This window comes from Lysobacterales bacterium, assembly GCA_014946745.1.
Lineage (GTDB): Bacteria > Pseudomonadota > Gammaproteobacteria > Xanthomonadales > Xanthomonadaceae > Aquimonas.
In genome coordinates this window covers 598,112-611,727 of record JADCRD010000002.1, presented here as the reverse complement: position 1 = coordinate 611,727, position 13,616 = coordinate 598,112, and the positions used below count along the sequence as shown (strand labels likewise).

Sequence of the window (13,616 nt, the reverse complement as noted above, 5' to 3'; positions counted from 1 at the left end):
ATGGTACGGCTGAGTGGGGGCAGGTCACGTCTTTCTAGGGGCTCTGAAAGGGCCAGGGAGATCAGAATTGTTCTTGGCAGGCGGGGCTGAGGTAAGAAAAGCGATCGTCGATCTGGTTTCCCAGGGCGGTTCCTTGGACATCGCGATCGCGTTTTGGGGGGAAGGGGCTGTTCATGAGCTGGGCTTGCATGCGCTGGCTGCCGGTTCGCGAATTCTGTTGAACGCGACATCCGGCGCCTGCAATCCGGATGAGCTCGCTCGACTCCTGCGGCTCGCGCCAGCGGTGGATGTTCGGCATTGTGCTCGGCTGCATGCCAAGGTCGTCTGCGGACGGGAAATCGCTGTTGTCGGGTCCGCCAATGCCTCGCGCGCGGGACTTGGCTTCTCGGCTTCGGAGTCTGAGGGGTGGATCGAGGCTGCAGTCACGGTTGACGACCCCAAGACGCTTTCGGAGATTTCCGGCTGGTACAGGGGGCTGTGGAAGAACTCCCACGCGCTCTCTGAAGAGTTGATGCGCGAAGCTGAAGCTCTCTGGGTCAAGAGGGCCGCGGCGGAGCGGCTTGCGGCCAAGGGCAAGGCCACGAGCTATCGCATCCCACCTGGGGGCGTGTATATCGCGCTGCTCTCGACCGAAGCCGAACCAGGTGTCATCAAGGCGGCCGAAAAGTCCCTTCGTGCGAACGGGTTCGCTGGGGCATCCGCCTTCCAGGGCTGGCCTGGAATTCCCAAGGATGCAACCATCATCAGCCTTGAAGCAGATCCTTCACTTGCAGAGGTGAAGTTCGAGCGTGTGTGGCGGTCGCTTCCCGAGCCTCGCGTCGATATACCCTTCGGAAAATCCAGGCGGCGCGTTTATGCCGTTGTTCCGGAGGTCGGCATTGAACTTTCGAGCTTCGGTTTCGCCAAGGCTTCTCTCATCTCGGAGGTCAGGAGCCTTGGGCTTGCCATGCGTAATCGTCGCACGGAAGCCAAGGAGTTGTTCGAGAAGATGGGGGCTGAGTTCAACGACGAAGCGGATTGGTGCCTGAGCCTCGCGGACTTTGCATTCGTCGCTGATCGCTTCCTGCGCCGCTCTTGACAGGGCCTTGCCCCGAAGACCTCGACAAGCGAGATCATTTTGGAACGTGAATTCTGATGAACAATCGTGACGCCGGAGTTCCACTTTGGCATGAGCGCCTGCTGACCCTCGCGCTCGCCTGGCGTGAGCAGCACCCCGGGTTCACCTTCAACCTCCGCAAGAACGATTCCGACGCGAAGCCGCGGCTTCGGAGCGGCTACTGGTTCACCGGGTCGGAGCAGTACCTGTTCTTCGCGCCGTATCGACCGGGAGATCGGGACAACAAGACCAAGACGATCGGCTTCGTGATCCAGTTCGATGGGCAGCAGCGGCCCAAGCGCTGCTACTTCGAGCTGGTGTTTGGAAACCTCGAGGATCCGGGTCTGCTGGCGCTGCACCAGCAGCTGCGCGACAGCTTCCAGATGCAGCAGGTGGGCAGCAAGCAGGTCTACCGCTACGACTACCCGCCCGAAGATATCGAGGCAGCCTTTGCACGCTTTCTTGCCGATGAGCTGCCTCAGGTGCATGGGATCATCGACGCCGCGGGTTTCACCGATCGCTTTGTCGTGAGCGAGTCGGAATTCGAGGAGAGGCTGACGCGTACCTTAGCCATTCGCCAATCGCGACAGGCCGGGCAGCCTGACCCCAGCCTGTGCCTGCTCGGCACCTGGAAAGGACTGGACGAGGGCCTTGCCGCCGAGCTGCAGGCCAAGATTGCGCGCAACGGCGCCTGGTCAAGCGACTGGAGCTTCAAACTCAAGCCGGAGGCACGCGATCTTCTGTCTCGGCCCTTCCACGTCTACCTCAACGTCGGTAGCAATCGCATCCGGTACCGGATGAGCGTGGAGGACTATCGCGTCGCAAACGACAGCGAGGGCTTGGCCAGCCCGTGGCCCGAGATCACCGATGCGGACCGCCTGGGCGCCATCGTCGAGATCAATGGCAAGCAGCAGCCGCTGCGCACCCGCTTCAAGGTCACGGCAGTGGAGCGTCTGCCTCAAGATCTGAGCACCGCGAACTTCCAGCCCGCGCTCGACACGCAGGAGACTGCGCTGCTGAACCAGGCCGTGTTCGGCTATGCCTATCTCCGCTCCGAGAACCCTGTGATGGATAGCCAGGAACGCACGCAGCCAAAGCAGGCCGGACCTGTGAACCAGATCTTCTACGGGCCGCCGGGCACGGGTAAGACCTTCCATCTGCAGGGGCTGTTCGCCAAGTACACCGACCCCAAGGGTGAGATCGACAAAACCAGCTGGAAGCAGACGCTGCTCGCCGCCGTGGGCTGGCGACCTGTCATCGCGGCCGCGCTGGATGCCTTGGGTGGCACGGCGCGGGCCCCGGACATTCGCGACCACGCGCTGGTAGCGCTGAAGGCACAGCTCAACGGACGCTCGCCGAAGCACATGTTGCAGACCATCTGGGGCTTCCTGCAGGAGCACACGCCTCGCGAGTGTGAGCATGTGCAAAGCGCGAGCCGTCGCGAGCCCTTCCTGTTCAACAAGTCGGAAGACGGCCGCTGGTCCTTGCTGGAGGGCTGGCAGCAGCTCGACCCTGAGTCCGCTGAATTGGTGAAGCAGCTGAAGCAGGGGCCCACGGCGGACGCCGAGCCCGCCAAGCGCTACCGGGTGGTGACCTTCCACCCCTCCTTTGGCTATGAGGATTTCATCCGCGGCATCCGCCCCGTGGTGGACCCGGACAGCGGTGAGTCGCGCTTCGCCATGGTCGATGGCGTGCTCAAGCAGATCTGCGACGAGGCGCGGGCCAACCCGGGCAAGCGCTATGCCCTGTTCATCGACGAGATCAACCGCGCCAATATCGCCAAGGTGTTCGGCGAGCTGATCACCCTGATCGAGATCGACAAGCGGGCGCACTACGACGCGTCCGGTCGCCTCACCGAAGGCATGGAGGTGCAGCTGCCGGGCGCGGTCGACGGGGGCGATCTGCGCGGTTTCGGTGTGCCCGTGAACCTTGACCTCTACGGCACCATGAACACGGCGGATCGCTCGATCGCCTTGCTGGATATCGCGCTGCGTCGGCGCTTCGAGTTCATCGAGCGCGCGCCGGATTACGCCGTGATCAACGAGACCCTCGAAGGCGTCCACCTTGGCGCACTGCTCAAGCGCATCAACGACCGGCTGGAGTACCTGCTGGATCGCGATCACCGCATCGGCCACGCCTATTTCATCCATCTGAAATCGCTGGATGACCTGCGGAGCTGTTTCGAGCAGAAGATCCTGCCGCTGCTGCAGGAGTACTTCTTCGATGACGCCAGCCGGGTGGCGATGGTCCTCGCCACGACCGTGGGCGAGGGCTTCCTCAAGCCTGAAGAACAAAGCCCGGATGCGCTCTTCCCCGCGCGCGCGGCGCTCGGCCGCCTGCAGACGCGCACGCGCTACGCCGTCACGCCTAAGGCCGGCTGGACCAGCGCCATGTTCCGCGGCATCTACGAGAGCGGCAGCGCCGTGTCTGTGGATGCCGAGTCCGACCAAGCCGAAGTTGAGCCGGACGCACTCGATGATTGAGGCTCGATCCCCGGTGCGCCACGAACCGGCCAGGCACTGAGCGCCATGGAGGTTTTTCAGGTGTTGGAGCACGGCAGCCTGCGCATCGGGTTGCAGCCCGGCGCGCAGCGGCTGTCCGAGGCCGAAGTGCTGCGTCTGGAGCAGGTGGCTGCGGACTACCCCGGCCTGTGCCGATTCGAGCGCAGCCAGGTGACGTTTGCCCAGTTCGCCGGCCTCATCTGCCTGGGCGAGCGCATGCTGGAAATCCTGCCCAAGGTGGGCTCGGAGCCCACAAGCACTGAGACCTGCCGAGGCATCCTGCTGCGGCTGTTGCGCATCAGCGGGGCCCTGCCCACGCCACTCGCCGACGCCGCCAGCCAGTCGCTTCGCAGCATGCCCCTGCTCGATCTGTTCATCAGCGCCTACTTCGACGAACTGGCGCGACTGGCCCGCGGCGGCCTGATGCAGCGCTACGTGGGTGATGAGCAGGACCTGCGCGTGCTGCGCGGTCAGCTGGACGTGCGGCGACAGGTCGGTCGGCTGGCCAACCGCGGGGATCAGCTTGCCTGCCGCTTCGATGAACTCAGCCAGGACCACGCCTGCAACCGCTTCCTGAAGAAAGCCCTACGCAGCCTGCGCCCTCTGCTGCGCGCGCAGGTGCTATCGCGTCGCTGGGTCGAGCTGATGCAGGTGTTCGACGCCGTCGATGACAGCGGCCTCAGCCTGCAGAGCTGGCGCGATCCGCCGCGCGACCGCAGCACCCGGCGCTACGAGCCGGCGTTACAGTGGGCCGGCTGGATCCTGCGCCTGCTGTCGCCCAGCCTGCGCGGCGGCGACAGCGCGGCGCCCGCGTTGCTGTTCGACATGAATCGCCTGTTCGAACAGGCTGTCGGCGTGCAGCTGCGGCAGACCCTGGCGCCCTCGGGCCTGCAGCTGGGTACCCAGGACGGCGGCCGGCATCTCGCCGAAGTGCGGCGTGGCGATCTGCTACACCCCGCCTACGCGCTTCGCCCGGATCTGGTCCTGCGCCGCGGCGGCGCGGTTGTCGCGATCGGCGATACCAAGTGGAAGCGACTCGCGACCGGGAAGGGCGCCTTCGATCTACCCGCGCGTGCCGACGCCTACCAGCTGTTCGCCTACGCCAGTGCCTACCGCTGCAGCGAGCTCGCCTTGATCTACCCGACCGTTGCCGCCTCGCAACCGCAGTCGCCGCTTGAGCTTAGGCTCCCCGTGGTGGACGGCCGTCGGGTGCGCCTGCGCGTGCTGTTTGCCGATGTCGGCGATGACCTCTTGCCTCTGTTGGGCAGCCTCGGCGAAACGCTCTGGCACCCAGCACCGCCTGCGCGTGCGGCTGTTCAGCTCGGCTAGCGCGACGCACTGGGCACCACATCTTCTTGGTGTTCCCAAGTTCCGTCGTCTCACGGCAGACTCGCGGCCGTGCAAGGGCCCGCAAGCTTGCGGCTGCGGGCCCCTGGCGAAGTCGGAGATACAGCGCGCGTGTCCTCTTCCATGGACAGGAGTGGGCGGAGAACTTGCGTCGAGACGAAGCGGACAAGAGCCCACAGCGCATACGGCAGTGCAGGGCGCTCACCTCGCGCACGTGACCATTTTTCATCGGCACTGTGGCGCATCGACTGCGGTTTCGTAGACCATCGGCTGCCCCGCAAGGCTCGCGTGCCCGGCAGACCCATCAGGCCGGCGCTGCACCCTTGAAACAGGGCTCGGCGCATCGGTGTCGGCCACACGTTATTGAGCTCTCTTTCGCGCGGCAGCCTCTGCTTCGCATCTCGAAACAACCAGGCGACACATCTACATGATCACCGGCGAAATCAAATCCCAGGTCGACCGCATCTGGGACGCGTTCTGGAGCGGCGGCATCTCCAACCCGATGGAGGTCATCGAGCAGATGACTTACCTGCTCTTCATCAAGCGCCTGGACGAGCTGCACACCGCGCGCGAGAAGAAGGCCAACCGCCTCGGCCGGCCCATCGAGAACGCCGTGTTCGGTCCGCACCAGCAGAAGCTGCGCTGGTCGGTGTTCCGCCAGCTGGGCGACCCGGCCACGCTCTACAAACTGGTCTCGGAAGAGGTCTTCCCCTTCATCAAGACCCTCGGCGGCGTGAACGTGGACAGCACCTACGCCAGCCACATGAAGGACGCGCGCTTCACCATTCCCACGCCGGCTCTGCTGGCCAAGGTGGTGGACATGCTCGACGCCATCCCGATGGAGGACCGCGACACCAAGGGCGATCTGTACGAGTACATGCTGGGCAAGATCGCCAGCGCCGGTCAGAACGGCCAGTTCCGCACGCCGCGGCACATCATCAAGCTGATGGTCGAGATGATGGCGCCGAAGCCCTCCGACACCATCTGCGATCCGGCCTGCGGCACCGCCGGCTTTCTGGTGGCTGCGGCCGAGTATCTGGACCAGCACCACCGCGAGCAGATCTACGCCACGCCGGAAGCCGCGCGCCGCTTCAACCACGACACCTTCCACGGCTTCGACTTCGACAGCACCATGCTGCGAGTCGGCAGCATGAACATGCTGCTGCACGGCGTGGACAACCCGGCCATTGAAAAGCGCGACTCGTTGAGCGAAGGCTATGCCGGGGCGGAAGGCCAGTTCAGCCTGATCCTGGCCAACCCGCCCTTTGCCGGCAGCCTGGACTACGAGAGCTGCGCCAAGGACCTGCAGCAGATCGTCAGAACCAAGAAGACCGAACTGCTGTTCATCGCCCTGTTCCTGCGCCTGCTGAAACCTGGCGGTCGCGCGGCAGTAGTTGTCCCCGCGGGGGTTCTCGAGTCTGACGGGGCCGCTTTACGGACTGTCCGAAAAATGCTCGTGGATTCGCTCAAGCTTGAAGCAGTAATCAAGCTGCCGCATTGGGTCTTCAAGCCATATGCGAGTGTCGATACCTCGATTCTGATCTTCTCGAAGGGCGGGGAGACAGACTTCGTATGGTTTTATCGTGTCGATAACGATGGTTTTTCCGAAGATGCACAGAAATCACCGGTTGAAGGGTCGGATCTTCCTGAGCTGCTTCGCCTCTGGCAGGCGCCAGACCTGCGGCGCTTCTCCTCTAATCCAAGAAAGCATAAGGTGGTTTCTGCGGAGGAAATCAGGGCAAGAGATTACGATCTCTGTCCCGCTATTTATCTCAGTGGTCACCGCTATCCAGATGGCGTTGAGCGGGCCAGGCTCGACGCTCTCTTCCACATAGTCAAAGGAGAAGCGGCGGCGTCAGCTGCTGAAGAGGACGGCGAGTACCCATTATTGACTACTTCGGTGTCACCGAAGCGCACTGCGATCGCTCCTTTTTCGGGCCCTGCGATATGCATTCCCACCGTTTCGGCGACGGGGCACGGACATGCGTCGATCAAGACGATTCATCTGGCAGAGGGGGCGTTCGACGCTGCCTCGATCACAGCGGTTCTGCTCCCAAGAACGTCCGAAGTGCCAGTTTCTTTAATCTACTACTATCTGCTAGTTCACAAGGACGAATTACTTGTTCCGCTATTGCGAGGCGCCACCAACAAGTCCCTGAGCATAGACCGTCTCGCCTCGCTTGAGGTGCCGCTGCTCCAGCCGGACTCGCAGGAAGCGCGCTCTATTGAGTCGCTTCTGAAGCAGAGAGAAGCTATCAAATCGGCCGAAGAGACTGTCCAACAGCTCAGATCCGAACATGACCGCATCATTCAACATCTTCGCGAGCTGGGTGCTGAAGACTCGAGCTCAAGGCCGTGAGCAACTCTGCGTTCGTCTACCCCGAGCTCGGGCTGCTGTTCGAGTGGGCCGCGGGTGCTGAGCTGCTGGGTCTATTGCGTGCCCGCGCCTGTTGCATAACTACGCGACACGCTACGGAGCAAGTTGGGCGGTATGCGCCTGACCGAGATCTGCGTTTGGGCATAAAGACGGTCTGGACATGACGCTGAATCATCTGGACTCAAGCGTTCTCGCGTTCGGATCTTTGGCGCGCATCAGCCATTTCCGCAGCATGGAAGCCCCCGGGCCTTCACTCGAATGCCGGCACCTCACATGAACCTGAACTCCCTCGCCGATATCCAGCTGCTCCGCGAAAGCCTCGATGTCGAGTGCAAGTTGGCGCTTGGGGAGCACGGCCAGGGTGCGCTGCCCAAGGACTTCTGGCCGACCTACAGCGCGTTCGCTAATACCGAAGGTGGTGTGGTGCTGCTGGGGCTGCGCGAGAAGCACGGCACCTTCGTTCTCGAAGGCATCCAGGATGTGGCCAAGGTTCGCAAGGAGCTGTTCGATGGGCTCAACAACCGGCAGAAGGTGAGCGCGAATCTGTTGAGCGACCACTCTGTCACGGAGTTCGTGATCGAGGGCAAGTCCCTCCTGGCGGTGGAGATACCCCGCGCTTCACGCTCCCAGCGCCCGGTGTTTCTGACCACCAACCCCTTGGACGGCCATACCTACCGGCGCTCCAACGACGGCGATCGCCACGTGCCGGATGTTGAGGTCAAGCGGATGCTGGCCGAGCAGGTCGAGGACAGCCGGGATGACCGCATCCTGCACGGCTATGACTTCGACGACTTGTGCATGGAGACGTTTCGGGCCTACCGCCAGCTCTTCGCCAACCGCGAGCCTGCGCACCCCTGGAACGCGCTCGACGACATCGAGTTCCTCAAGCAGCTGGGTGGCTGGCGCAAGGATCGGCAAACGGGCGAGAGCGGTCTGACGCTTGCCGGGCTGCTGATGTTCGGCTGGATGCGGACCATCCAAGAGGCCCTGCCGAACTACATGCTGGACTATCAGGAGCGGCCCGAAGCTCGCGCCGAGCGCCGCTGGATCGATAGGCTGACCCTGGATGGCAAATGGTCAGGCAACCTGTATGACTTCTACCGCAAGGTGTATCTGAAGCTAACTGCTGATCTGAAGGTGCCTTTCGCGCTGGAGAAGGGTGAGCGTAAGGACGAGACCCCGGTGCACGTTGCGCTGCGCGAGGCGCTGGCGAATGTTCTGGTCCACGCCGACTATAGCGACCGCGCTTCGGTGCTGGTGGTGAAGCGCCCGGACATGTTTGGCTTCCGCAATCCCGGCCTGATGCGGGTGCCGCCCGAGATCGCCATCCGCGGCGGTGAGCACGATTGCCGAAACCGCACCTTGCACAAGATGTTCCGGCTTGTGGGTGTAGGCGAGCAGGCGGGCTCCGGTATCCCCAAGATCTACGGCGGCTGGGCAGGCCAACACTGGCGCCCACCGGCGCTATACGAGCGGCGCGAGCCCTACGAGCAAACCTTGATGGAACTGCGCATGGTCGACCTGATGCCCGAGGCCGTGCTCGAGGGGCTGCGCAATCGCTTCGGTGCTCGACTCGATGCGGCGTCTCGTGAGGGCCGGCTGGTACTGGCTGCGGCAGCCTCCGAGCAGACCGTCACCCATGCCAGGGTGATCGAGTTGACTGGACTGCATGCCACCGAGGCCACGAGGCTGCTGCGTGGCCTGGTACGCGACGAGATGCTTGAGGCCCACAACCATGGGCGCGGCGCGGTGTACTGCCTGCCCGGTGCAGACCTGCCGCGGCCGGAGGAAGTGTTCGGAGCCGGCTCCGAACATTTGACCGCGCGCTCCGAACATTTGCCCCGGAGCTCCGAACATTTGGCGGCGCACTCCGAACATTTGATTGCGCCAGCCGCATCGAGCGGCAGCCAGCCATCTTTGGAAAATCAAAGAGATAGCGCAGGCCGCCTGCTTGCCCCCCAGCTCGACGCACCCGTGGTCGACGATCTTGAGGCACTAAGCACGAGCCACCGGCAGGCGCTGATTCAGGCAGCCGACCGGGCGCGAACGATGGGCAAGCTGCCGCGAGATGAGATGGAGTCGATCCTGCTGGCGCTGTGCAAAGACCAGTACGTCACGCGGGCGTGTCTCGCCGACTTGGTCCAGCGGGATGCGAACGCGCTGCGGCAGCAGTACCTCGCCCCATTAGTTTCGGCAGAGCGACTGAGGCTGGCCTTTCCGACGGCGCCGACCCATCACCTTCAGGCGTACCGAACGCGATGAGCATCGCGAGTCCACTCGGCCTTAGCCGATCAAGCGAGGTGTCCTCAGGTCTCTTCTGGCCTGGGGACGTTCTTGCGCTTTGGGCGCGAACCCGCGTTGGGGGACTTCGCAGCCTTGGTCGGGTAGCGGATGCCGTCGATCGCCGAGGACGTCGACAGGCTCAGTCGCACCACCTTCAAGCGCATCGCTTCGGTGGCGAGGTATTTGTTGGACTGGGAAAGACTGGCCATGTGGGCAGTCTAGCAACGCCACCCTCGATCGGACACGGCGGCTGCGGCGAACGCTTTCGATGGGCCGCCAAGTCCTGCTGGCGCGAAGCCATCACGGCCAAGCTGTCGGTAGAAGCGCCGGTAGAGATGTCGGTAGAAGCCGGCGCCAGCAAGCCGCCGAAACGCCGTGCCTCAACAGTCGACCAGGTGCTGCGCCTGCTGGATGTCGCGGGAGCCTTGGGGTGTTCCCTGCGCACCGTGGAGCGCGCGGCCGCGAACTTGCAAGCCCAGGCGCGGCTTCGCCAGCGCGGCCCCAGCAAGGGCGGCCGCTGCGAGCTGATCGAGGGGGATCCATGAGCAACTTCCAGTTCCTCGCGGCTGAGTTCAAGCCGCTGTTCGAGCCCGCGCGCGGTGCCGAGCAGCTGGTGTATTCGGACCCGCGCGCCTGCTGCATGCGCGTGCGCCACGCGCTGGAGCAGGCGGTGCACTGGCTGTACCAACACGATCGCGACCTGCGCATGCCCTACGACACCAGCCTGGGCGTGCTGCTGACCCAGCCCGGCTTCGAGGCCTTGCTGCCCCCGCCGGTGCTGCAGAAGGCGCGGCTGATCCAGAAGGCCGGCAACCAGGCCGTGCACCGCAACGAGCGCATTGGCCACGGCGACGCCCTGCGCCTGGTGCGCGAGCTGTTCCATGTGCTGTTCTGGCTGGCCCGCACCTACACCCGCGCCAGCGATCCGAAGACAATCGAGGCGAGCTGGGACGAGCGTCTGGTGCCCAAGCTGGTGCGCGCCGATGAGGCGGCGGCGCTGACCCGCGAAGAGTTGGCCAAGCAGGAGGCCGCGTTCCAGTCGCAGCTGAAGGCTCAGCTGGATGCGTTGGAGCAACGCGAGGCGGCAATCGCCGAACAAGCCGCCACGCTGGCCGAGCGCGAAGCTGCGATCGCCGCGCTGGACGCCGAGCTGGCCCAAGCCCGCGCCGAACTGGCTCGCGCCAAGGCCACCAACCTGGCCGTACCTGATGCTCACGACTACGACGAGGCCGCTACCCGCCGCCTGTTCATCGACGTGCTGCTGCGAGAGGCCGGCTGGGAGGTGGGCAAGACCTGTTCGGTCGAAGTGCCGGTGGTCGGCATGCCCAACGAGAAGGGCGAGGGCTTTGTCGACTACGTGCTGTGGGGCGCGGACGCCAAGCCGCTGGCGGTGGTGGAGGCCAAGCGCAGCCTGAAGGACCCGGCCGTCGGCCAGCAGCAGGCCAAGCTGTACGCCGACTGCCTGCAGCAGCAGACCGGGCAGCGGCCGATCATCTTCTACACCAACGGCCACCAGACCTGGCTGTGGGACGACCTGCGCGCACCGCCGCGCGAGGTGCAGGGCTTCTACAGCCGCAATGAGCTGGCTCTCGCCCTGCAGCGGCGCAGCCTGCAGGGCGACCTGCGCGCCCTGCGCGTGAAGCCCGAGATCGCCGGCCGTGCCTACCAGCTGCGCGCGATTCGAGCGATGACCGAGGCGCTGGCCAGCGGGCGACGCCGCGGCCTGCTGACCATGGCCACCGGCACCGGCAAGACCCGCATGGCGATCGCGCTGGTGGACTTGCTGATGCGCGCCAACTGGGTCAAGCGGGTGCTGTTTCTGGCCGACCGCGTGGCGCTGGTGAAGCAGGCGGCGAATGCCTTCAAGGCGCACCTGCCCGACAGCAGCCCGGTCAACCTGTGCACGGACAAGCAGGGCCAGGGCCGGGTGTTCCTGTCGACCTATCCGACCATGATGGGGCTGATCGAGAGCTTCGAGGGCGACCAGCGCCGCTATGGCGTGGGCCACTTCGACTTGATCATCGTCGACGAGGCGCACCGCAGTGTCTACCAGAAGTACGGCGCGATCTTCCGCTACTTCGACAGCCTGCTGGTGGGCCTGACCGCCACGCCCCGCGATGAGGTGGACCGCGACACCTACCACCTATTCGGGCTGGAGACCGGTGTGCCCACCGATGCCTACGGTCTCGACGAAGCGGTGGCCGATGGCTTTCTGGTGCCACCCAAGGCGCACTCCGTGCCGATCAAGTTCGTGCGCGAAGGCATCCGCTACGACGAGTTGAGCCCGGAGGAGAAGGCGCACTGGGAATCGCTGGACTGGGGTGACCGCGAGGACGGTCCGCCGGACGAGGTCAGCGCCAGCGAGGTCAACAAGCAGCTGTTCAACGAAGACACCGTCGACCTGATGCTGAAGCATCTGGTGCAGCACGGTCTAAAGGTGGAAGGCGGCGACCGCCTCGGCAAGACGATCCTGTTCGCGGTGAACCAGCGGCATGCGGAGTTCATCGCCCAGCGCTTCAACCACCACTACCCGCATCTGGCGGGCCGCTTCGCGCGGGTGGTGACCTATGCGCTGACCTACGCGCAGAGCCTGATCGACGACTTCAGCAAGCGCGATGCCGAGCCGCACATCGCGATCTCGGTGGACATGCTGGACACCGGCATCGACGTGCCTGAGGTGCTGAACCTGGTGTTCTTCAAGGCCGTGCGCTCGAAGGTGAAGTTCCTGCAGATGATCGGCCGCGGCACGCGGCTGTGCCCCGACCTGTTCGGGCCTGGGCAGCACAAGACCGAGTTCTACATCTTCGATTTCTGCGGCAACTTCGAGTACTTCAACGAGAACCCGGCGGGCGCCACTGGCAGCGTGGCCGAGCCCTTGACCCAGCGACTGTTCAAGCGCCGGCTGGATCTGCTTGAGGCCCTACCGACGCCGGCCAGCAACCGCAGTGACCAGCAGGATGACCGCGGTCAGTACGGCAGCGGCGCGCGCTTGCGCACCGACGTGGTCGACCTGCTGCACGCCGAAGTGGCGGCGATGAACATCGACAACTTCATCGTGCGCCCGCAGCGCGAGCACGTGAGCCGCTTCGCGCAGCGCGAAGCCTGGGATGCACTGGACGGCAGCGCGTTGACCGACCTGCGCCAGCACGTGGCCGGCCTGCCCAGTGAGCGCGAGCCCGAGCACATCAGCGCCAAGTTGTTCGACCTGCTGTGCGTGAACCTGCAGGTGGCGATGATCGAGGGCAGCAGCAGCTTCGAGACGCTTCGCAACCGGGTGATCGAGCTGGCCGAAGATCTGGAAGCCAAGGACAGCATCCCGGCGGTGAAGCTGGAGCTGGCCCTGATCCAGGCGGTGCAGACCGAAGCCTGGTGGAAGGACGTCAGCCTGGCGATGCTGGAGGAGCTGCGGCGCAAGCTGCGGAGCTTGATCCAGTTCATCGACCGCCGCACGCAGGGTGTGGTCTATACGGTGCTGAAGGACACGATTGGTGAGCCTGTGCCGGTGACGCTTCCGCCGCTGACAACCGGCGTAAACGTGGCGATGTATCGGCGCAAGGTCGAGAGCTTCATCCGCAAGCATGCCGACCACGTTGCCATCGCCAAGCTGCGCTTCAACAAGCCGCTGACGCCGACCGACCTCGAACAGCTGGAGGGCTTCCTGTTCCAGGCCGAGGCTGCTGAAAGCCGGCAGCGCTTCGCGGAGTGCTACGGCGAGGGCGTGTCTCTTCCACGTTTCATCCGAAGCCTGGTCGGCCTGGACCGCAGCGCGGCCAAAGAGGCGTTTGCGCGCTTCCTCGACCAGGGCCGCTTTAGCAGCAACCAGATCCGCTTCGTCGAGATGGTCATCGACCGTCTCACCTCCAGCGGCACCATCGATCCGGGTCAGCTCTACGAAGCACCGTTCACGGCCGTCCACCACGACGGCCTAGATGGGCTGTTCCCCGATTCGGAAGCGAACGCGCTGATCCAGCTGATCGAGAGCATCAACCGGGCCGCCTGAGCTGAGGGCGGC

The 13,616-nt window shown here is 64.4% G+C and carries 8 protein-coding genes; 7 read left to right on the top strand and 1 reads right to left on the bottom strand.

From position 1 onward, the window contains the following. The first annotated feature begins 133 nt into the window (after nt 1-133). From H4O13_14755 to H4O13_14735, 5 genes are all read left to right on the top strand, one after another. A complete protein-coding gene (locus H4O13_14755; GenBank protein MBE5316650.1) occupies nt 134-1,078 on the top strand; it encodes a phospholipase D family protein in 945 nt (314 codons plus the stop codon). 56 nt (nt 1,079-1,134) lie between these two features. Continuing rightward, a complete protein-coding gene (locus H4O13_14750; protein MBE5316649.1) occupies nt 1,135-3,579 on the top strand; it encodes an AAA family ATPase in 2,445 nt (814 codons plus the stop codon). A 45-nt stretch (nt 3,580-3,624) separates the two neighbouring features. Next, complete coding sequence (locus H4O13_14745; protein ID MBE5316648.1) at nt 3,625-4,926, top strand: hypothetical protein; 1,302 nt, start codon at nt 3,625-3,627, stop codon at nt 4,924-4,926. 445 nt (nt 4,927-5,371) lie between these two features. Next, entirely contained in the window at nt 5,372-7,303 is a 1,932-nt protein-coding gene (locus tag H4O13_14740; GenBank protein ID MBE5316647.1) for an N-6 DNA methylase, read from the top strand. Between the two features lie 291 nt (nt 7,304-7,594). Further along, nucleotides 7,595-9,583 (top strand): putative DNA binding domain-containing protein, encoded by a 1,989-nt coding sequence (locus tag H4O13_14735; GenBank protein MBE5316646.1) that lies wholly within the window; start codon nt 7,595-7,597, stop codon nt 9,581-9,583. Nucleotides 9,584-9,627: 44 nt separating this feature from the next. On the opposite strand, the gene H4O13_14730 is transcribed toward H4O13_14735, so the two are convergent. Further along, nucleotides 9,628-9,813 carry a hypothetical protein gene (locus tag H4O13_14730; protein ID MBE5316645.1) on the bottom strand — a complete coding sequence of 62 codons (186 nt, stop codon included), beginning with the start codon at nt 9,811-9,813 and terminating at the stop codon, nt 9,628-9,630. Here H4O13_14730 and H4O13_14725 point away from each other — a divergent pair, their 5' ends adjacent. Continuing rightward, on the top strand, nt 9,814-10,149 hold the full coding sequence (locus tag H4O13_14725) for a hypothetical protein (protein ID MBE5316644.1): 336 nt from the start codon (nt 9,814-9,816) through the stop codon (nt 10,147-10,149). Then, on the top strand, nt 10,146-13,604 hold the full coding sequence (locus H4O13_14720; protein MBE5316643.1) for a DEAD/DEAH box helicase family protein: 3,459 nt from the start codon (nt 10,146-10,148) through the stop codon (nt 13,602-13,604). Before H4O13_14725 ends, H4O13_14720 begins: the two co-directional genes overlap by 4 nt. Nucleotides 13,605-13,616: the final 12 nt, after the last annotated feature.